This is a genomic window from Streptomyces sp. NPDC000229 (assembly GCF_040300825.1).
Lineage (GTDB): Bacteria > Actinomycetota > Actinomycetes > Streptomycetales > Streptomycetaceae > Streptomyces.
The window spans coordinates 26,790-47,421 of the sequence record NZ_JBEPEL010000018.1; the positions used below are offsets into that span (position 1 = coordinate 26,790).

Annotated in this window: 15 protein-coding genes and 2 pseudogenes; 8 read left to right on the forward strand and 9 right to left on the reverse strand. The window is 72.8% G+C overall.

Features of this window, described 5'->3' with window-relative positions:
* Positions 1-108: 108 nt before the first annotated feature.
* Positions 109-909, reverse strand: a complete 801-nt coding sequence (locus tag ABT360_RS12440) for a crotonase/enoyl-CoA hydratase family protein (protein ID WP_351814252.1) — start codon at positions 907-909, stop codon at positions 109-111.
* A gap of 165 nt (positions 910-1,074) precedes the next feature.
* Between ABT360_RS12440 and ABT360_RS12445 the strand changes: the two genes are divergently transcribed.
* Positions 1,075-2,703, forward strand: a complete 1,629-nt coding sequence (locus tag ABT360_RS12445) for an acyl-CoA synthetase (protein WP_351814254.1) — start codon at positions 1,075-1,077, stop codon at positions 2,701-2,703.
* A 45-nt stretch (positions 2,704-2,748) separates the two neighbouring features.
* Complete coding sequence (locus tag ABT360_RS12450; RefSeq protein WP_351814256.1) at positions 2,749-3,246, forward strand: GNAT family N-acetyltransferase; 498 nt, start codon at positions 2,749-2,751, stop codon at positions 3,244-3,246.
* A gap of 51 nt (positions 3,247-3,297) precedes the next feature.
* On the opposite strand, the pseudogene ABT360_RS12455 reads toward ABT360_RS12450, so the two are convergent.
* A pseudogene (locus tag ABT360_RS12455) lies at positions 3,298-3,534 on the reverse strand (alpha/beta fold hydrolase); the annotation flags it as partial.
* Entirely contained in the window at positions 3,482-4,339 is an 858-nt protein-coding gene (locus ABT360_RS12460; protein ID WP_351814258.1) for an alpha/beta fold hydrolase, read from the reverse strand. The pseudogene ABT360_RS12455 and the gene ABT360_RS12460, both read right to left, overlap by 53 nt.
* A gap of 161 nt (positions 4,340-4,500) precedes the next feature.
* On the opposite strand from ABT360_RS12460, the gene paaK reads away from it, so the two are divergent.
* Both paaK and ABT360_RS12470 read left to right on the forward strand, forming a co-directional pair.
* Positions 4,501-5,817, forward strand: coding sequence for a phenylacetate--CoA ligase PaaK (paaK, locus tag ABT360_RS12465; RefSeq protein WP_351814260.1), 1,317 nt, complete (start codon positions 4,501-4,503; stop codon positions 5,815-5,817).
* Positions 5,818-5,925: 108 nt separating this feature from the next.
* Positions 5,926-7,530, forward strand: coding sequence for a serine/threonine-protein kinase (locus tag ABT360_RS12470; RefSeq protein ID WP_351814262.1), 1,605 nt, complete (start codon positions 5,926-5,928; stop codon positions 7,528-7,530).
* 245 nt (positions 7,531-7,775) lie between these two features.
* On the opposite strand, the gene ABT360_RS12475 is transcribed toward ABT360_RS12470, so the two are convergent.
* Positions 7,776-8,462 (reverse strand): restriction endonuclease, encoded by a 687-nt coding sequence (locus ABT360_RS12475; RefSeq protein WP_351814264.1) that lies wholly within the window; start codon positions 8,460-8,462, stop codon positions 7,776-7,778.
* A gap of 167 nt (positions 8,463-8,629) precedes the next feature.
* Here ABT360_RS12475 and ABT360_RS12480 point away from each other — a divergent pair, with 167 nt between their 5' ends.
* Entirely contained in the window at positions 8,630-9,721 is a 1,092-nt protein-coding gene (locus ABT360_RS12480) for a glutamate--cysteine ligase 2 (RefSeq protein WP_351814266.1), read from the forward strand.
* A gap of 24 nt (positions 9,722-9,745) precedes the next feature.
* Here ABT360_RS12480 and ABT360_RS12485 read toward each other — a convergent pair.
* From ABT360_RS12485 to ABT360_RS12495, 3 genes and pseudogenes are all read right to left on the reverse strand, one after another.
* A pseudogene (locus ABT360_RS12485) lies at positions 9,746-10,496 on the reverse strand (calcium:proton antiporter); the annotation flags it as partial.
* Positions 10,497-10,857: 361 nt separating this feature from the next.
* Positions 10,858-12,408, reverse strand: coding sequence for an acyl-CoA synthetase (locus tag ABT360_RS12490; protein WP_351814268.1), 1,551 nt, complete (start codon positions 12,406-12,408; stop codon positions 10,858-10,860).
* A gap of 1 nt (position 12,409) precedes the next feature.
* Positions 12,410-13,516: an NAD(P)H-dependent flavin oxidoreductase gene (locus ABT360_RS12495; RefSeq protein ID WP_351814270.1), complete on the reverse strand. Its 1,107-nt coding sequence runs from the start codon at positions 13,514-13,516 to the stop codon at positions 12,410-12,412.
* 278 nt (positions 13,517-13,794) lie between these two features.
* On the opposite strand from ABT360_RS12495, the gene ABT360_RS12500 reads away from it, so the two are divergent.
* The 3 genes from ABT360_RS12500 to ABT360_RS12510 all read left to right on the forward strand — a co-directional run bounded on the left by ABT360_RS12500 (position 13,795) and on the right by ABT360_RS12510 (position 16,540).
* On the forward strand, positions 13,795-15,576 hold the full coding sequence (locus ABT360_RS12500; protein WP_351814272.1) for a serine hydrolase: 1,782 nt from the start codon (positions 13,795-13,797) through the stop codon (positions 15,574-15,576).
* Positions 15,577-15,660: 84 nt separating this feature from the next.
* On the forward strand, positions 15,661-15,855 hold the full coding sequence (locus ABT360_RS12505; protein ID WP_351814273.1) for an antitoxin: 195 nt from the start codon (positions 15,661-15,663) through the stop codon (positions 15,853-15,855).
* Between the two features lie 511 nt (positions 15,856-16,366).
* Positions 16,367-16,540, forward strand: a complete 174-nt coding sequence (locus ABT360_RS12510; RefSeq protein WP_351814275.1) for a hypothetical protein — start codon at positions 16,367-16,369, stop codon at positions 16,538-16,540.
* 68 nt (positions 16,541-16,608) lie between these two features.
* On the opposite strand, the gene ABT360_RS12515 is transcribed toward ABT360_RS12510, so the two are convergent.
* Together ABT360_RS12515 and ABT360_RS12520 are read right to left on the reverse strand one after the other, a co-directional pair.
* Positions 16,609-18,153, reverse strand: a complete 1,545-nt coding sequence (locus tag ABT360_RS12515) for a phytoene desaturase family protein (protein WP_351814277.1) — start codon at positions 18,151-18,153, stop codon at positions 16,609-16,611.
* Positions 18,154-18,185: 32 nt separating this feature from the next.
* On the reverse strand, positions 18,186-20,420 hold the full coding sequence (locus ABT360_RS12520; RefSeq protein WP_351814279.1) for a serine/threonine-protein kinase: 2,235 nt from the start codon (positions 20,418-20,420) through the stop codon (positions 18,186-18,188).
* Between the last annotated feature and the right edge of the window lie 212 nt (positions 20,421-20,632).

Consider the following 20,632-nt stretch of genomic DNA (forward strand, 5'->3'; position numbering starts at 1 on the left):
GGTGGGTGGGGGCGCGGTCCCTCCGGGCTCACCCCCTGGGCCCGGAGGGACCGGCGGCCTGTACGGGCCCCGCCCATGCCGCCGTCGCTCGGCTGCCGGTCGTCGTGCTCAGGCTCGGCGGTAGACGGGGGCGCGTTTCTCGGCGAAGGCGCGGGCGCCTTCCTTGGCGTCGGCGGTGTCGAAGACGGGCCGGCCGCGCTTCAGTTCGGCGGCGAGGCCCTCCGTCTCGGACAGTTCGGCCGTCTCGTACACGGAGGCCTTGACCGCCTCGACGGCGAGCGGGCCGCACGCGTTGATCTGCTCGGCGATGGCCAGGGCCTTGTCGAGGGCGGTGCCGTCGGGGACGACGTGCCCGACGAGGCCGATGCGGGCCGCCTCCGTCGCGCTGTAGGGGCGGCCGGTGAGCAGCATCTCCAGGGCGTGGGTGCGCGGGATCTGGCGCGGGAGGCGGACCGTGGAGCCGCCGATCGGGAAGAGGCCGCGGCGGACCTCGAAGAGGCCGAAGGTCGCGGATTGGGCGGCGACCCGGATGTCGGTTCCCTGGAGGATCTCCGTGCCGCCCGCCACGCAGGGACCTTCGACGGCGGCGATGACCGGCTTGCGGGGGCGGTGGTGGCGCAGCATGGCCTTCCAGTGCAGGTCGGGGTCGGCCTTCAGCCGCTCCCGGTGGTCCTGGCCCGCCATTCCGTCCCCGGCGAGTGCCTTGAGGTCCATGCCCGCGCAGAAGGCGCCGCCGGCTCCGGTGAGCACGATGGAGCGGATCGCGTCGTCCTCGTCGGCCTCGGTCCAGCCGTCGTACAGCCCGACCAGCATCGGCAGGGACAGCGCGTTCTTCGCCTCGGGCCTGTTCAGGGTGAGTACCAGTGTGGCGCCTTGGCGCCGCACGGTGAGGTGCTGCGTACCGCTCATGGCTGTCCTCCCGTTTCGCGACCTAGAACAGGTTGCAGGAGCAGGGGTGCCAGTTCAATAGCTTTCTGACAGGCAGTCAGATTCTTCTGTGCGGTCCCTTCCCACTTGTGCGTGGCGGCGCTCTAATGACCGGCGGGCCAGTCGGGCCGCGGTGGAGGAGGAGCGGTGGAGTACAACCTTGCCGACCTGTTCGAATCGGTCGCGGACGTGGTCCCGGACCGTGAGGCGCTCGTCCACATCGACCATCCGGGGACGGGCGCGGAGCGTCGCCTGACGTACGCGGAGCTGGACGCCGCCGCGAACCGGATCGCCCACCATCTCCTCGACGCGGGGCTGAGGCCCGGTGAGCACCTGGGGCTGCACCTGTACAACGGCGTCGAGTACGTACAGACGGTGCTCGGCTGCCTCAAGGCGCGGATCGTACCGGTGAACGTCAACTACCGGTACGTGGAGGAGGAACTGGTCTACCTCTACCGGGACGCGGACCTCGCGGCGGTGGTCTTCGACGCCGAGTTCACGGGGCGGGTGGCGGCCGCGCTGCCGAAGACGGAGAGGCTTCGGCACCTGGTGCGGGTGGGGGTGGCGTCCGAGGACGCGCCGGAGCTCGCGTGCACGGAGTTCACGGACGCCGAGGCGGCCGGCTCGCCGGAGCGGGGGTTCGGGCCGCGCTCGGGTGACGACCTGTTCATCATCTACACGGGCGGCACGACCGGTATGCCCAAGGGGGTGATGTGGCGCCAGGAGGACCTGTTCTTCTCCGGGCTCGGCGGTGGCGCGCCGACCGGTGAGCCGGTCAAGTCCCCCGAGGAGCTGGCCGAGCGGGTCGCCGCGGGCGGCGAGGGCATCACCTTCTTCCCCACTCCCCCGCTGATGCACGGCACGTCGACGCTCACCGCGTTCATCGGCTTCAACTTCGGACAGCGGGTGGTCCTCCACCGCAAGTTCGTGCCGCACGAGGTGCTGCGGACGATGGAGAAGGAGAAGGTCACCAGTGTGTCGCTGGTCGGCGACGCGATGCTGCGGCCGTTGATCGACGCGTTGAGCGGCCCGCTGAAGGGCGTCGACCTGTCGTCGCTGTTCAGCGTGTCGTCGTCGGGCGCGATCATGTCGGAGACCGTGCGCCGGCAGTTCCTGGCACTGGTTCCGCATGTGATGCTGCTGAACAACTTCGGCTCGTCCGAGTCCGGCTTCAACGGCACGGCGACGGACGACTCGGGGCCGGAGAAGGGGTTCCGGCTGCGGGTCAACGGCCGGACGCAGGTGGTCGACCCGGCGACGTACGAACCGGTGGCACCGGGCGAGGTCGGGCGCCTCGCCCAGCGCGGCCATGTACCGCTCGGCTACTACAACGACCCCGTCAAGACCGCCGAGACCTTCTTCCGGCGCGGCGGTGAGCGGTGGGTGCTGCTCGGTGACATGGCGACGGTCGACGACGACGGGATCGTGACCGTCCTCGGGCGGGGTTCGCAGTGCATCAACACGGGTGGCGAGAAGGTCTTCCCGGAAGAGGTCGAGCAGGCGCTCAAGTCACATCCGGACGTGTACGACGCACTGGTCGCCGGCGTCCCCGACCCCCGGTGGGGCCACCGTGTGGCGGCCGTGGTGCAGCTGCGCGCGGGCGCGGAGCGGCTTTCGCTGGACGACGTCCAGGGCCACTGCCGCACCCGGCTGGCCGGGTACAAGGTTCCCCGCCAGCTGGTGATCACCGACCGCATCCAGCGCTCCCCCAGCGGCAAGGCCGACTACCGGTGGGCCCGGACCGTGGCGGCGGCGCACACCGGGGCACAGCCCTGACCTGGCCGTTTCCCCGAACAGCCACCGGGGAGTAATACTCTCTCCATGACTTCGCGTATGACAGGGCGCGGCACCGCCGGCCGGCCGGACCAGCAGCCGGTGCGGATCCGGCGGGCCACCCCCCGGGACGCGAAGCGGCTGACTTCTCTGGTGCGGAATTCGCGCGCCTACGAAGGCCCCTACGCCCCGATGGTGGCGGGCTACCGGGTGGGGCCGGACTACATCGACGCCCATGAGGTCCATCTCGCCGTCGGGGAGGACGAGCGGGTGCTGGGTTTCTACGCCCTGGTCCTGTCCCCGCCGGAGCTGGACCTGATGTTCGTCGCCGACGCCGCCCAGGGGCTCGGCGTCGGCCGCCGGCTCGTGGCGCACATGACGGAGCGGGCGCGGGCGGCCGGGGCGGCCTTTGTACGGGTGGTCTCACACCCGCCCGCCGAGGGCTTCTACCGCAGTGTGGGCGCGCGGCGGGTCGGCACGGTGAACGCCAACCCGCCCGCGGTGATGTGGGACCGGCCGGAGCTGGTCTTCACGGTCACCCCGTAGCCCGCACTGGAGGGCGCGCAGGGCGTCACGGAGCCGTTCGAGGGTGTATCCGGTTGGCCGGTCGCTCAGGCCCTGGCCCCGCTGGTCCAGGGCGTACCCGCGGCGCCGGGGGCGGTGAGCCGGCTCGGCGACCTCGGTCCAGTCTCGGCCGGAGCTTCCGCGTCCGTGGACCAGGACGACGGGCGTCGCGCCTCCCCGCCCGGGCGGTACGCGATACGCACCCCGCCGTCGGCGGTCAGGGTCCGTACCGCGGGTCGAGGAACGCGGCGACCGTGCGGCAGAAGGCACCCGGGTCGTCCACCCACGGGTAGTGGCCCGCGCCCGGCTGCACGGCCACCTCGCCGCACGGGATCAGCGAGGCCAGCTCGGCGGCACGGGCGGGCGTGGGGCCGCCGTCGTACTCGCCCACGTACACCAGCACGGGCGCCGTGAGGCCGGCGAGCGCGGCACGGACCGCCTCCGGGTCGGGGAGAGCGCCGTCCGCGAAGTACGCGGCCGACGCCGCCCGGTTGATCTGCTCGTCGGCGGACGCGGCGTGCGCCTTGGCGTTCGCGTCCCAGCGCCCGTACACGAACGGCGTGATCAGGTCGACGACCTCGCCCATGTCCCACCCGGCCCACACCTCCTCGAAGGCGGCGCGCCCCGCCGCGTACCACGGTTCCCCCGCCCGCAGGGCGGCCGCGCCGCGCCAGTCCTGCTCGCTCGCCCCGATGCCGACGGCACGCGTGCCGCCCGTCACCACGGTGAGCGTGGCGATCCGCTCGGGGTGCGTGGCCGCGTACAGCAGCGCGAGGGTGCCGGCGGCGGAGTGGCCCAGGAGGTCGACGCGCTCCAGGCCGAGGTGCGCGCGCAGTGCCTCGACGTCCGCCACCTGCCGGTCGCAGCGGTACGTGGCGGAGTCGGCCGGCTCGGCGGAGCCACCGGTGCCGCGCGGGTCCAGCAGGACCAGGCGGCGGTGGGCGGCGAGGCCGCCGAGGTCGCCGAGGTAGGCGGAGGCGCGCATCGGACCGCCCGCCAGGCAGAGGAGCGGTTCACCCTCCCCCCGTAGGTGATGGGCGAGTCGGGTCCCGTCGTAGCTGCGGAAGGTGGGCATGGCGGAGATCCTCACAGCCTCCCGTCCGGCCCCGCAACGACAAGAAGTGGCCTCGCACCTCTTGCGATCGGGCCGCCGGCTTGGATTACTGATCCGGACGGATCGACCGAATGATCGGTCGTCCAGTCCGGCAGACATGCGCGAGGACGGGAGTGCGGCGGATGACGGAATTGCTCGACGCCGGTGGGGGTCCCCCCGCCGAAGGCAGGGGGAGGATGGGCCGCGCGGAGCTCGAAGCGCTTCAGCTGCAGCGGCTGCGGGCCACCTTGCACCACGCGTACGAGAACGTGGGGTTCTACCGGCAGGCCTTCGACAAGGCGGGCCTGCGCCCGGAGGACTGCCATACGCTCGCCGACCTGGCCCGCTTCCCGTTCACCGCCAAGGCCGACCTGCGCGACAATTACCCCTTCGGGATGTTCGCGGTCGACCGGTCGCGGGTACGGCGGGTCCACGCGTCCAGCGGAACGACCGGACGGCCCACCGTCGTGGGGTACACCGACGGCGACCTGGACATCTGGGCGGACGTGGTGGCGCGGTCGATCCGCGCGGCGGGGGGCCGTCCGGGCCATACGGTCCATGTGGCGTACGGATACGGGCTGTTCACGGGTGGCCTCGGGGCCCACTACGGAGCCGAGCGGCTCGGGTGCACGGTCGTTCCGGCCTCCGGCGGGATGACGGCACGTCAGGTGCAGCTGATCCAGGACTTCCGGCCCGAGATCATCATGGTGACGCCGTCGTACATGCTGACGCTGCTGGACGAGTTCGAGCGGCAGGGCGTCGACCCGCGCTCCACCTCCCTGAAGGTGGGCATCTTCGGTGCCGAGCCGTGGACGGAGGAGATGCGGCGGGAGATCGAGGAGCGGTTCGCGATCGACGCGGTCGACATATACGGCCTGTCGGAGGTGATCGGCCCGGGCGTGGCGCAGGAGTGCGTGGAGACGAAGGACGGACTGCACATCTGGGAGGACCACTTCTACCCGGAGGTCGTCGACCCCTTCACGGGCGAGGTGCTGCCCGACGGCGAGCGGGGCGAGCTGGTGTTCACCTCGCTCACCAAGGAGGCCATGCCGGTGATCCGGTACCGGACCCGCGACCTGACGCGGCTGCTGCCCGGCACGGCCCGGCCGGCGTTCCGGCGGATGGAGAAGGTCACCGGCCGCAGCGACGACATGGTGATCCTGCGGGGCGTGAACCTCTTCCCCACCCAGATCGAGGAGATCGTGCTGCGTACGCCGGGACTCGCCCCGCACTTCCAGCTCAGGCTCACCCGGGAAGGGCGCCTGGACGCGCTCACCGTGCGCGCCGAGGCACGGGCGGACGCCGGCCGCGAGGTGCGGGCGGAGGCGGCGCGGGCGGTGGCGGCGGCCGTGAAGGACGGGATCGGAGTGTCCGTCGGGGTGGAGGTGGTCGACCCGGGGACGCTGGAGCGGTCGGTGGGGAAGATCAAGCGGATCGTGGATGCGCGCGGCTCCGGGTGAGGGCCCGGAACCGACGGCACGAGGTCCCCGGCCGGCCCCCACTGCGCACCGGCACCGTAGGGCGGCACCGGGGCAACGGGAACGTCACCCGCCGTGCATGATGGGCGCATGAAGAACGACGGGGGACGGCACGAACAGCCGACGAGCTACGCGTTGCAGCCACCGGTCCCGGCGGCGCGGGAGCCGGAAGAACGCCCGGAAGGGCCGCAAGGGGCCGACAGGCCGGACGCAGGGGCGGGCCGGCTGATCGGCGGACGCTACCGGCTGCTGGAGCGCCTGGGGTCCGGCGGGATGGGAACGGTCTGGCGGGCCCGCGACGAGGTGGTCGACCGCGATGTGGCGATCAAGGAGCCCAGGGTTCCGGAGCACTTCACCGCCGCGGAGCGCCACACCGCCTACCTGCGCATGCAGCGGGAGGCCCGCGCCGCCGCGCGCATCGATCACCCCTCGGTGGTCGCCATCCATGACGTGGTGACCGAGGGCGACAGCCCGTGGATCGTGATGGAGCTGGTGCGCGGGAAGTCGCTCGCCGAGCTGCTGGACGAGGGGACCGTGTCCCCGCAGGAGGCCGCCCGGATCGGGCTCGCGGTCCTCGGTGCGCTGACCGCGGCGCACGAGGCCGGGGTGCTGCACCGTGACGTGAAGCCCGGCAACGTGATGGTGGGCCGCCACGACCGCGTCGTGCTCACCGACTTCGGCATCGCGCAGATGGAGGGCGAGCAGAAGCTCACCGAGACCGGCGCCTTCGTCGGCTCGCCCGAGTACATCGCGCCGGAGCGGGTGCTGGGGCGCCGTCCGAGACCGGAGTCCGACCTGTGGTCGCTCGGGGTGATGCTCTATCAGGCCGTCGAGGGCGTGTCGCCGTTCCGCCGGCAGACCACGCCTTCGACCCTCCAGGCCATCCTCCTCGCCGAGCTGCCCCCGCCGCAGCACTCCGCGGAACTGACCGCGGTCGTCACCGGCCTGCTGCGCAAGGAGCCGGAGAGCCGGCTCACCGCCCAGGCGGCGCTGCCGATGCTGCGTGCCGCGACGACCCCTCTCCCCCGGCCGTCCACCTCGGCCTCCGCGGTCGCGCCGCCCGGGCAGGACGGTCCGGCGGCAGCGCGGCCCGGCTCCCTGAAGCGCCGGCTCCTGAGGCCGCTGCCCCTCGCCGCGGGCGCCGCCCTGGTGGTGGCCCTGCTCGTCGCCCTGGTGCTCCCGTTCGGAGGCGACGACGTGCCGGACGGGTGGAAACGCTACGAGGAGTACCGCATGCGCGTCACCGTCGCCGCCCCGGCCGACTGGACCATCACCACGGCGGACGACCTCGAAAGTTCGGACGGCGCGTACACCGGCACCCGCTACACCTCCCCCAAGGGCGACATGACGCTGCTCGTGGACAAGAAGGAGAAGACCACCGAGACCGCCATGGCGACGGCGCAGCGCTGGAAGCAGGAGTACGAGACGGCCACCCCGCCGACCGGTGGCTCCGCCGCCGTCGCCTCCGTGCAGCCCGCCACCGAGCAGGGACGTGACGCCGCCGTCCTCACCCTGACGTACAGCAAGGAAGGGGAAGGCACACCGCGCCGCCTGTCCAAGACGCTCATCGTGCTCAACTCCCGGCAGGAACGTCTCACCCTGGGCGTCGACGTGCCGGCGGGGAAGTCGGCCGAGGCCACCGCCGAGGACCTGTTGAACAAGGCCCGCTCCGAGTACCGGATCGGCGACCTGTAGCCGTTCGGTGGGGCTGCTGACCGGCGACCTGTCTGTGGCCGTTCTCAGTGGGGGCTGCGGAAGGTGCGCCGGCAGGAGTCCGGGGGCACACCCACGGCCCGGTCGAAGTGCCGCCGGAGGTTCCTGCGCTCGCTGTCGCCGCGGTTGTCGTTCGAGCTGGGCGGAGCCGAGTCCGGCACTCCCGTATGAGAGCCGGCACGGGAACGCTGCTCAGGCGGCCCGGCAGGGGGGTGACGTGGCAGGGCTCAGCATTCCGCCTCCTGGAGCGGCACCTGTACCCAGGGGGCCGGGCCGGTGCCGTCCGTCCAGGCGTCGAGGCCCCGCCGGTCGACGCAGAGGATGCCGCACTGGGCGGCGTACTGGGCGGCAGGTTCGGTGAACTCGCTCGTGGTCACGACGACGGCGACATGGGCCTCGTGCACGGCGAAGCACGTTCCGCCGAAGCGCTGCACGTCCTGGGAACCCACCTTGTGGTCCGGTCCGTACGCCTTGCACTGGACGACGACGCGCCGCCCGTCGGGCGCGGTGGCCACCACGTCCGCGCCCAGGTCCCCCGCGCCGCCGACCACCTCGACGTCCAGGCAGCCGTCCCGTGCGCAGAGGTCCGCGACGGCCTGTTCGAAGGCGTCCGCGTCCATGGCCGCCCAGTCCACGTACACGGGCGGCTCCGCCGGCGGGGCGGCCGGGGCACGGCGACGGCGGGCGGCGCGTACCAGCGCCAGGGCCACCGCGAGGGTGCCCGCCACGGCCAGCGCGGCCGCGGGCACGTCGGCGGAGTCACCGACGGCCGCCCGCGCCATCGCCCCCGTACCGCACAGGACGATGGCGACCAGACCGAAGCCGAGCGTGGTCTCGCGCAGGCTGAAGCCCGCACGGCGGGCGACCGGGCGGCTGGGGCGGTCGGTGCGTGGCCTGCGGGCGGGTATCCCCATCTGCGGGCTCCCTCCTCGTCTCTCGTACGCGGACGATCTTGTTCTGCCCGTATGCCCCGTCCGCGCGTCTCCGCACACCCGTCCGAAGGGCGCCGCCCGGCGGCCGATGCGTGAGGGGCCGGATCCAGGGCAAACGACCCGCATTCCGTAAGAGAGGCAGGTCAGTCATGCGCAGTGTGGGTGTCGAGGAGGAGCTCCTCCTGGTGGACAGCCGGACCGGGGACCCGAGGGCCTTGTCGACGGCCGTACTGGCGGCCGCGGCACGGGACCCCGAGGGCGACGAGGAGGTCTTCGAGAGCGAGCTGCAACGGCAGCAGCTGGAGTTCGCCACGCGCCCGCAGACCGTCATGGGCGACCTGGGAGAGGAAATCCGGCGGTGCCGGGCGGAGGCGGCGCGGCACGCCGAGAAGCTGGACGCGACGGTCGCCGCACTGGCGACCTCACCGCTCCCGGTGTCCCCCACCATCGGCACCGGTGAGCGCCACCAGTGGCTGAAGGAGCATTTCGGCCTGACCGCGCAGGAGCAGCTGACGTGCGGCTGTCACGTGCACGTGTCGGTGGAGTCGGACGAGGAGGGCGTGGCCGTCCTGGACCGTATCCGGCCGTGGCTGCCGGTGTTGCTGGCCATGAGCACCAACTCACCGTTCTGGCAGGGCGAGGAGAGCGGATACGCCAGCTACCGCAACCGGGTGTGGGGGCGCTGGCCGTCGGCCGGCCCGGTGGAGATCTTCGGTTCCGCCGACCGGTACCACGAGCAGGTCGCCGACATGGTGGCGAGCGGGGTGCTGCGGGACGAGGGGATGGTCTATTTCGACGCCCGGCTGTCCCACTCGTACCCGACCGTGGAGATCCGGGTGGCGGACGTCTGTCTCGACGCGTCCACCACGGTCCTGCTGGCCACGCTGGTGCGCGGCCTGGTGGAGACGGCGGCGCGGCAGTGGCGCGACGGTGAGCCGCCGGCGCGGCACGGTGTGGCTCTGCTGCGGCTGGCCGCCTGGCGGGCGGCCCGGTCGGGTCTGGAGGACCAGCTCATTCACCCGGTGACGATGCGGCCGGCACCGGCCGAGGCGGTGGTGCGGGCGCTGTTCGACCACGTCAGGGACGCGCTGGAGGACAGCGGTGACGTGGTACCCGCGCAGGAGGCGCTCGCCGGTCTGCTGAAGACCGGCAACGGCTCGCGGATCCAGCGGGAGCTGCTGCGGCGGACCGGGAGCCTGCGCGAGGTGGTAGCCGAGTGCGCGCGGATCACCCGGGGGTGACGCGGGCCCCGGTCGGTGTCCGGGCACCATCAGGGCGATGACGACGCCGACGACCGCCTTCGGCAGGCCGGCCGACTCCACACCGTCCTCGATGGTCGGTGAGACGAGCTTGGCGTTCCCGACGACGGCCACGAGGGCGAGCACCAGGAGGCCGAGGCTCCACCAGGCCTCCCGGAGGCCCGGCGGCGGGGCGTGTTCGTCGTCGCCTCCGGTCGCGTCGCCGTCGCGGGCGACGGGGAGGAAGTAGTCGCGGTGGCGGACGGTCTGTACGGCGACGACGAAGACCCCGTACAGGCAGAGCGAGGCGACGGCGGCGAAGGCCAGCTGCGCTCCCGTGAACTCGGGGGCCGGCCGACTGGTGGTGAAGCTGGGCAGCACCAGCGTCATGGCCGCGAGCGTGATGACGGTGGCGAGTGCGCCGCCGGAGCCCTCGGCGTTGAAGACCGCGACGCGTCTGCGGAGGGCGGCGACGAGGAGGGACAGGCCGACGATGCCGTTGCAGGTGATCATGACGGCGGCGAAGACGGTGTCCCGGGCGTAGGTGGACGCCTTGTCGCCGCCACCGGCCATGAGCATCACGATGAGCCCGACCTCGATGACGGTCACGGCGACCGCGAGGACGAGTGACCCGAACGGCTCACCTACGCGGTGGGCGACGACCTCGGCGTGGTGCACGGCCGAGGACCGAGCCGATCAGGCAAAGCCCGGCGACGGCCACGACCGGCCCCGGCAGGTCGCGCCCCCAGCCGAGGCCCAGCACGAGCACGGCGACCACCGGCACCCACGTGGTCCACCGGTGGGGGAGCCGCGCACCGCCGGGCCGCGCGCCCCGGCCGCCCGTGCCGGTGCCGGTGCCCGCGCCTGTGCCGGTGCCGGTGCCGGTGCCGGTGCTCATGCCGCCACGCTGCCAGAGCGGACGCCGCCCCGCCCGGCAGGGACGCGCCGAACCGGGTACGGCATCAGGTACGCACCGGGAACGGGTGGCGTGCACGGCACGGACGGCACGGCGCAGGGGGCGTGCACGGGTGACGGCACAGGCGGTACGGACGGCGTCCACGGGAGTACGGATGCACGGGGTGGACGGCACGGCGCGGGCGGCGCAGGCGGGGATCGGGCGGCAGGGGCGTCTCGGGCGGTCAGACGGGGCGTCGGTGGCCTTCCCAGTACGGGTCGCGGAGGCGGCGTTTGTACAGCTTGCCGTTGGGGTCGCGGGGCATCGCGGTGACGAAGTCGAGGCTCTTGGGGCGCTTGTAGCCTGCAAGGCGTTCGGCGCAGTGCGCGAGGATCCCGGCGGCCAGAGCGTCGTCGGCGGTGTGGCCGTCGGCGGGCTCGACGACCGCCTTGACCTCCTCGCCCCACTCGGGGTGCGGGATGCCGAAGGCGGCGGCGTCGGCGACGGCGGGGTGGGTGAGCAGGACGGCCTCGATCTCGGCGGGATAGATGTTGACGCCGCCCGAGATGATCATGTCGATCTTGCGGTCACGGAGGAAGAGGTAACCGTCCTCGTCGAGGTGGCCCAGGTCTCCGACGGTGAAGTAGTCACCGATGCGGTTCTTGCGGGTCTTGTCCTCGTCCTTGTGGTAGCTGAAGCCACCGGTCGTCATCTTCATGTACACGGTGCCCAGTTCGCCGGCCGGGAGGCGGTTGCCCTCGTCGTCGAAGACGGCGAGTTCGCTGATGGGCCACGCCTTTCCGACCGTACCGGGCTTCTTCAGCCAGTCCTCGGCTGTGGCGAACGCACCGCCGCCCTCACTGGCCGCGTAGTACTCCTCGACGCAGGTGCCCCACCAGTCGATCATCGCCCGCTTGACGTGGTCGGGGCAGGGGGCCGCCCCGTGGATGGCGTGGCGCATCGACGTCACGTCGTAACCGGCCCTGACCTCTTCGGGGAGGGCGAGGAGGCGGTGGAACTGGGTGGGGACCATATGGGTGTGGGTGCACCGGTGGGTGTCGATGAGGCGCAGCATCTCCTCGGGCGTCCACTTGTCCATGACCACGAGGGGATGGCCGATGTGCAGGGCGGCGCCCGCGAACTGGAGCACGGCGGTGTGGTACAGCGGCGAGCAGACCAGGTGGACGTTCCCGTCGAACGGTTTGATGCCGAAGATGCCGAGGAAGCCGCCGAGGTACGCCTCCTCCGGGGGCCTGCCGGGCAGGGGGCGGCGGATGCCGCGTGGGCGGCCGGTGGTGCCGGAGGTGTAGTTCATCACCCAGCCGAGGGTGCGGCCGTCGGGCGGTGAGCCGGGCTGCCCGGAGAGGAGTTCGGCGTACGGCCGGAACGTCTCGACGGCGCCGCCCACGGCGTACCGGTGGCTCGGCGGGAGATTCGCCTCGTCGGCCGCGGACCGGGCGGCCTCGGCGAACCGTTGGTGCGCGATGAGCACCTTGGCACCGGAGTCGGAGACGATCCAGGCGATCTCGGGCCCGACGAGGTGATGGTTGACGGGCACCAGGTACAAGCCCGCCTGGGATGCGGCGAGGTAGGCGGTGAGGAACTCCGCTCCGTTGGGCAGGACGACGGCGAAGGCGTCTCCGGTCTCCAGGCCCGCCGCCCGTAGCCCGCGGACCAGCCGGTTGGCGGCGGCGTGCAGCCGGCCGGCGGTCCACTCCTCCCCGTCGGGTGCGGTCAGGACGGTACGGGCCGGGTCGGCGGCGGCCTGGGCCCAGAAGCCGTTGGGCGGTGTCATGTCACCGGCTCCTCTGTGCGATGCGGTTGAGGCGGGCGACGGCCCGCTCGAAGCCCCGGGTGAGGTCGTCGAAGACTTCCTGTACGCCGCGCTCGGAGGTCATCCGGCCGACGATCTGTCCGACGGGTGTGCCGAGCAGCGGCTCGACCTCGTACTTCTGGATACGGGAGACGGCTTCGGCGACCAGCAGGCCCTGGAGCGGCATGGGCAGGGGCCCGGGGCCGTCGGGGTCGTCCCATGCGTCGGTCCACTCGGTGCGCAGCTGGCGGGCGGGTTTGCCGGTCAGGGCCCGGGAGCGGACGGTGTCGCCGGAGCCGGCGGCCAGCAGCTTGGCGGTGAGGGCGCGCGAGTGGAGGTCGGCCTCGGTGGTGGTGAGCCAGATGGAGCCGAGCCACACGCCCTGGGCACCGAGGGCGAGCCCCGCGGCGATCTGCTCGCCGCTGCCGATGCCCCCGGCGGCGAGGACGGGCAGCGGGTCCACGGCGTCGACGACCTCGGGGGTGAGGACCATGGACGCGATCTCGCCGGTGTGGCCGCCCGCCTCGTATCCCTGGGCGACGACGACGTCGATGCCCGCGTCGGCGTGGCGCCGGGCGTGCTTGGCGCTGCCGGCGAGGGCGGCGACGAGGACGCCCTGCTGGTGGGCGCGGTCGACGACGTCCGGGGGCGGGGAGCCGAGCGCGTTGGCGAGGAGGGCGATGGGGTAGTCGAAGGCGACGTCGAGCTGGCTGCGGGCGACCTGTTCCATCCAGCCGGTGATGCGCCAGCCGGAGGCCTCGCCGTCGGGGAGCTCAGGTACGCCGTGCTCGGCGAGGGTTTTGGCGACGAACCGCCGGTGTCCGTCGGGGATCATCGCCTCGACGTCGGCCTCGGTCACCCCCTCCACCTTTTTGGCCGGCATGACGACGTCGAGGCCGTACGGCAGGCCGTCGGTGTGGTCCTGCATCCAGTCGAGGTCGCGGGCCAGGTCGTCGGGGGCGGTGTAGCGGACGGCGCCCAGGACGCCGAATCCGCCCGCTCTGGTGATGGCGGCCGCCACGGCGGGGAAGGGCGTGAAGCCGAAGATGGCGTGCTCGACACCCAGTCTCTTGCTCAGCTCCGTCTCCATGGGCGGCAGGATGCCGCAGCGGAGCGGACGAGGGAAGAGATTTTCTGATGAAGCGTCAGATTCTTTCCGGGTGGCCGGTTCTTGACGCCACCGGGGCGGTGGTAAGAAAGTTTCACGTGGTGCGGGCGGTGGCGAAGAATTCTTTCAGACAGCCCCAGGGCGCTTCAGGGGTCTTGCGGAAGTCATGGCGAATCCGTTTCGGGCGCCGTTGCAGGAAGCACTTCGGGAGTGTCTCGGCAACTGTCTCAGGGAGCGTCCGGGAGGGGAGCAAGGTGGCCATGACGGAGGGGATGAACCGTCGCCGGTTCGGCGGCGGGGTGCTGGCCCTGGGAGGTGCGTTGGTGATCGGTTCGATTCCGGGGTCAGGGGCCGCGGCGGCGGACGCCGTCCGTCCGGCGGGAGGCGGCCGGCCGACGCTGCGGCTGGGCTCCGCCGAGCGGGCCGGGTTACTGCCCGAGCACCTGGACCGGCTGGTCGCCGACGCCGAGCGGTTCCTGGAGCCCTCCCCCAAGCATCCGTGGTACGCGGGGGCGGTGCTGTTGGCGGGGCGCGGCGCGACGGTGGCACTGCACCGGGCGATCGGGCACGCGGTGCGCTATGCGGCCTACGACGAGAAGACCGACACGGGTGTGGAGTTGCCGCCGGAGCGGCGGATCGCGATGGCCGACGACACGGTCTTCGACCTGGCGTCGGTATCGAAGCTCTTCACGTCGATCCTGGCCGTGCAGCAGATCGAGCGCGGGGCGCTGGAGCTGGACGAGAAGGTCACGGCGTATCTCCCGGAGTTCGGGGGCGGCGGCAAGCAGGACATCACGGTGCGGCAGTTGCTCACGCACACCTCGGGCTTCCGCGCCTGGATCCCGCTGTACAAGGAGCCGACGCGGGAGGGGAAGCTGCGGCTGCTGTGGCAGGAGGCCCCGGCGAACCCGCCGGGCACCCGTTATCTCTACTCCGACCTCAACCTGATCTCGCTTCAGCTGATCCTGGAGGAGATCACCGGTCACTCCTTGGACGCCCTGCTCCGCAACGAGATCACCGCTCCGCTCGGGATGCACCGCACGCGTTTCAACCCGCCCGGGTCCTGGAGACCGAAGATCGCCGCCACCGAGGACGCCCGTGCACCCTGGTCCGGTCTCGACCGCGGCCTGGTGTGGGGCGAGGTGCACGACGAGAACGCGTACAGCCTCGGCGGTGTCGCCGGACACGCCGGGGTCTTCTCCTGCGCCTGGGACCTGGCGATCCTCGCCCGGACGCTGCTGAACGGCGGCGTCTACGGGCACGCCCGCATCCTGGAGCCGAAGTCGGTGGAACTGATGTTCACCGACTTCAACACCGCCTTCCCCGGGGACGAGCACGGCCTCGGCTTCGAGCTCTACCAGCACTGGTACATGGGCGCCATGGCCACCCCGTACACCGCGGGTCACACCGGTTTCACCGGTACCAGCCTGGTCGTCGACCCGACCACCGATTCCTTCCTGGTGGTCCTGGGCAACTCGGTCCATCCCGTACGCAGTTGGCGCTCCGGCTCCGCGCCACGCGTGGCCACCGCGAACAACCTGGCCCGCGCCGTTCCGGTACGCCCGGCGCGTGGCCGCACCGCCTGGTACGCGGGCATGGCGTCGAGTACGGCGCCGACGCTCACCCTGCCGGACCTGACACCCGTATCGCCGCGCCCGCGACTGCGCTGCTCGGTGTGGTGGGACATCGAGCCCGGCTCGGACGCCCTGTTCCTGGAGGCGTCCGGTGACGCGGGTGCCACGTGGCGGCCGGTGCCGTTCATGACGGTACGTCACGGACAGGAGCCCCGACCCCACCCGGCCGGGTCGGTCAGCGGCTGGTCGGGCCGGGTCTGGCACCGGCTGGAGGCGGACCTGTCCGGGTGGCGGGGCACGCCGGTCCGGCTGCGCTGGCGGTACGCGACGGACCGGCTGTACGTCGGCCGCGGGGTGTACGTGGACGCCATCCGGGTGCAGGACGGTTCCCGGACCCTGTTCGACGAGACACGGCCCGCGGACGGGGCCCGTATCGAGGCGCACGGGTGGGCCGCGTCGGCGGACTGACGGGCCGGGGCCCCGCAGATGCGGGTTTCGCACGGACGGGCGAAACTGAGGGGCGGGGGGTCACTCGGCGAGGAGGACGACCCTATGTCCGTGATGGACAAGCTCAAGCAGATGCTCAAGGGCCACGAGAGCCAGGCCGACAAGGGAGTCGACCGGGGCGGTGACGCCGTCGACCAGCGGACCCAGGGCAAGCACAGCAGGCAGGTCGACACCGGGCAGGACAGGCTGAAGGACCAGTTCGGCAGCGATCCCCGTCAGGACCCGCCGACCCGGACCTGACCCACCTCGGCCCGTCCCCGCGGCGGGCGGGCAGCAGCGGCTCGGCGACTCCCCCGGGGTCGCTCGAGTCGCTGTGCCGCGGCCTGAGGTGACTTGAGGGGCTTGAGGGGGCCTGCGGGGACTTGAGGGGCTGCATTTCGGGGGGCCGGGGCGACCGGGGCTCCACCATGAAGCGCCGGAGCGGCCTTCGCGGTGCTCTGCCGATTCCGGGTGATCACCCGGACGGCGCAGTATGCCGCCGGCCGTCCCGGGCAAGCGCGATCCATCGGGCCGGTCCACTCCACCGTGCCCGGTGTGTGGGAAGTGCCGCGCTGCCTCCGAAGGCGGCTCCGACAGGCAGCGCGGCGCCTGCTGCGGGCGGTCGCTCACGGGCGCTCCGTCGCCGCCCGCCTCCTGGCGTCGCCGCCGGGTGGTGCGAGGGGCGGCCATCACCCGCCCGCGCGACTCGGCGTGCGGTGGAGCCGTAGCTGACGAACAGTCGTGTCGAGTCCCCAACTCGAAGGAGAAACTCATGCTTCGGCGCATCTCGCTCGTTCTGGCCGGTCTGCTCGCGGTCGGCTTCATGGCCGCGGCCCCTGCCGCCGCCCACTCGGACGTGGAAGGCTGCTGGGGGTCGGGCGGCAAAGTGAAGGCCGGCGACGTCAAGGTCAAGCACTTCGAGGCCACCTGCTGGGACGTCGGCTGACCACGAGCGACACACGGATGGGCGCCCTGGTGGCGCCCATCCGTGTGTCCGGGTCAGGAAACCGGGCGTCAGCGGCCCAGCACCGCCATGGCCGCGTTGTGGCCGGGGATGCCGCTGACACCGCCGCCCCGCACCGCGCCCGCTCCGCAGAGCAGCACATTGGCGTGGGCGGTCTCCACGCCCCACCGGCCGGTGGTGTCGGTGGCGTACGGCCAGGCGAGGTCGCGGTGGAAGATGTGGCCGCCCGGGAGCCGTAGGTCCCGCTCCAGGTCGAGCGGGGTCTTCGCCTCGATGCACGGGCGGCCTTCGGCGTCGGTGGCGAGGCAGTCCGCCAGCGGTTCGGCCAGGTGGGCGTCGAGTTCGGCGAGGGTGGCCTTGAGGAGGGCGGCGCGGGCGGTGTCGTTGTCGGCGGTGAAGAGCCGCGCCGGGGTGTGCAGGCCGAAGAGCGTCAGCGTCTGGTGGCCCCGCGCGGCGAGATCGGGGCCGAGGATCGACGGATCGCTCAGCGAGTGGCAGTAGATCTCGGAGGGCGGGGCGCTCGGTAGCCGGCCGGCCGCCGCCTCCCGGTACGCGGTCGCCAACTGCCCGTACCCTTCCGACACATGGAAGGTCCCCGCGAACGCGTCACGCGGGTCGACGGAGCGGTCGCGCAGCCGGGGCAGCCGCTTCAGCAGCATGTTGACCTTCAGCTGGGCGCCCTCGGCGGGCGGCGGGGCGGGTTCGCCGAGCAGGGTGGCCAGCGCGTGCGGCGAGGCGCCGACCAGGACGTGCCGGGCGGCGACGGTGCCCTCCCCGTCCTGCGTGCGGAAAGTGACCTCGGCGGTGCGGCCGTCGGTCTCGATCCGGAGCGCCTCGTGACCGGTGCGGATGCAGGCGCCCGCCGAGTGCGCCGCGTCCGCGAGGGCGCCGGTGAGGGCGCCCATTCCGCCGACGGGCACGTTCCACTCCCCCGTCCCGCCGCCGATCACGTGGTAGAGGAAGCAGCGGTTCTGGACGAGGGACGGGTCGTGGGCGTCGGCGAACGTACCGATCAGCGCGTCGGTGAGCACCACGCCGCGTACGAGGTCGTCGGCGAAGTGCTCCTCGATCGCGGCGCCGACGGGCTCCTCGAAGAGCATCCGCCATGCCTCGTCGTCATCGATCCGGGCGCGGAGGGCGTCGCGGGCGGGCAGCGGCTCGGTGAGGGTGGGGAAGACGCGTTCGGCGACGTGCCCGGTCGTGGCGTAGAACCGCTGCCAGGCAGCGTACTCGGCGTCCGAGCCGGTGAGCGCGGCGAACGACTCCCGGGTCCGCTCCCCGCCGACCAGCAGGCCGGCGGCCCGTCCGCCGCGCTCGACCGGGGTGTACGAGGAGATGGTGCGGCGGGCGACGGCGAACCGCAGGCCCAGGTCGCTCACGATCTTCGGCGGCAGCAGGGACACCAGGTAGGAGTAGCGCGAGAGCCGGGCGTCCACCCCGGTGAAGGGCCGGGTGGAGACGGCGGCCCCACCGGTGTCGGGCAGGCGTTCCAGGACGAGGACGGAGCGGCCGGCGCGGGCCAGATAGGCGGCGGCGACCAGTCCGTTGTGGCCTCCGCCGACGATGACGGCGTCGTACGAGCGCTGTACGGTCATGGCCCTTCGTAACACGCGCTCCTCCGGCTCCTCTAGGGGCCGCTCCGTCGGCGGCGCAGCTCGGCGACCCGCCGGAACAGTTCGACGGCCTCCGTCTGCCGGCCCAGCTGCTGGAGGCAGTGCGCCTCGTCGTTGCGGCTGGTCAGGGCGTCCGGGTGGGTGGCGCCGAGTACCCGCTCCCGGGTCTGGGCGACCCGCTGGTAGACGGGGAGCGCCTCGGCCCAGCGGCCGAGCCAGCCGAGTCCCACGGCGACCTCCCGGCAGCTGACCAGGGTGTCGGGGTGGTCGGGGCCCAGCACCCTTTCGCGGATCGTGCACACGCCCCGGGCCTCGGCGAGCGCCTCGGCCCAGCGGCCGAGCCGGCCGAGGTTGACGCCCAGGCCGTGCCGGGCGCGCAGCGTCTCCGGGTGGTCGGGGCCGTCCGCCCGGGCGCGGGCGTCGACGAGGTCGCGGTACAGCTCCAGCGCCTCGTGGCTGCGGCCCAGTGTGCCGAGGCTGATCCCCACCTCGTAGCGGGCGGTGAGCGTGTCGGGGTGGCCCGGGCCGAGGGCGTGGGCGCGTGCCGCGGCGACCTCCCGGTAGGCGCGCAGCGCCTCGGTCCAGCGCCCGAGCCGGCCGAGTGTGCAGGCCACCTCGTACAGGGTGACCAGGGTGTCGGGGTGCTCGGGCCCCAGCAGGCGGGCGCGGGCGGCGGCCAGGTCGTACGCCATGCGGTACGACTCCTCCAGGCGCCCCAGCCTGCCGAGGGTGAACGCCAGGTTGTGGCGGCAGCGCAGCGTTTCGGGGTGGTCGGGGCCGATCGTGCGGGTGCGGGCGTCGAGGACCGAGGTGTACACCTGGTGGGCCTCGAAGTGGCGCCCGAGCCGGCCCAGGACGTACGCCGTTTCCTGACGGGCCGTGAGGGTGTCGGGGTGGTCGGGGCCGAGGACCCGGGCCCGGCCTTCGGCGACGCGGCCGAACTCGCGCAGGGCGTCGGCGTCACGGCCGGTCCTGACGAGCGTGAGGCCGACCTCGTACCGGCTGGTGAGCGTGTCGGGATGATCGGGGCCCAGGGCGTGTTCGCGTGCGGCGGCGACCGCGCGGTGCACCTCCCCCGCCTCTTCCCAGCGGCCGATCCGGCCGAGGCTGAGGCCCGCGCTGTGCCGGCCGGCCAGATGGGCGAGCGCCTGGGGCGCGGGCGTGGGGCGCCGGGGGCGGGGCGGTGCCGGCACGGGGAGGGCGGTGCCGTGCGGGCCGGTCGGGGTGGTCCACTCGCCGGTGAGGCCGACCGCCGGGTCGGGGGGCGGGGTGGCGCGCAGCACGGCGGTGCCGACCGCCTTGTGTCCGGTGGTCATACCGCGGGTCCAGGACGGCAGGCGGTGGGCGCGGGGGTAGGAGGGTGCGAGGGGGAAGGGGGCGTGGAGCACGGCGGCCGGGGCCGGGCGTCCGGCGGCGATGCGGCGGCGGAGGTCGGCGGCGTCGGCGGGGCGGCCGTCGGGGGACTTGGCGAGCAGGTCGAGGACGGCCCGCTCGAAGAACTCGGGGAGTTCCGCCCGGTGGTTGCGCAGCGGCTCGGGCGGGGTGTCGCGGTGGCTCACGAGTACGGCCCAGGCGTCGCCCGGGTCGAAGGGCGTTACCCCGGTGGCGATCTCGTACAGGACACAGCCCAGGGAGTACAGGTCGCTGCGGTGGTCGACGTGGCCGCCGCTGATCTGCTCGGGCGACATGTAGTGCGGGGTGCCCATGGCGATTCCGGTGCCGGTGAGGCGGGCGGTGAAGCCGATGTCGGCGCCGAGGCGGGCGATGCCGAAGTCGCAGATCTTCACCGTGCCGTCGGCCAGCCGCATGATGTTGGCGGGCTTGAGGTCCCGGTGCACGATGCCCTGCCGGTGGGTGTAGGCAAGGGCGTCGGCGACCTGTTCCGCGATGTCGACGACCTCGTCGACGGGCAGCGGGTGCTGCCTGTTGTCCTCCAGGAGCTGGCTGAGGTTGCGGCCTTCGAGGAGTTCCATGACCAGGTGGAGCAGACCGTCGGACTCACCGAAGTCGTGGACGACGGTGACGCCGCGGTGCTGGAGCGCGGCCGCGACGCGCGCCTCGCGTCGGAACCGCTCGCGCAGCACGGTGACGAAGTTCGGGTCCTGTTGCGGTCCCAGTGGCTTGAGGCACTTGACCGCCACGCGGCGGCCGAGCGATTCGTCGGTGGCGCGCCACACCTCGCCCATGCCGCCGCGTCCGATCAACTCCTCGAGCCGGTACCGGCCCTGGAGCAGCCTGGTGTCCCCCATCGCGTGCCATCGCCCCCGTCGAGTCCCCGTCGATCCGCCCGTCGCCCCCGCCACGCCCTCCCCGGCCCGTCCAGTATGGCGGCCTGTCTGCGGAGTTCGTACGGGGCAGGGCGGCTTTCGGGTTCCAGTCCGGACACGGCTTCGAGGATGTGCTGGGGCGGCAGTTGCCGGCGGATACGGGAGGGGACGCAGCGCAGCAGGTTGCCGGTCGC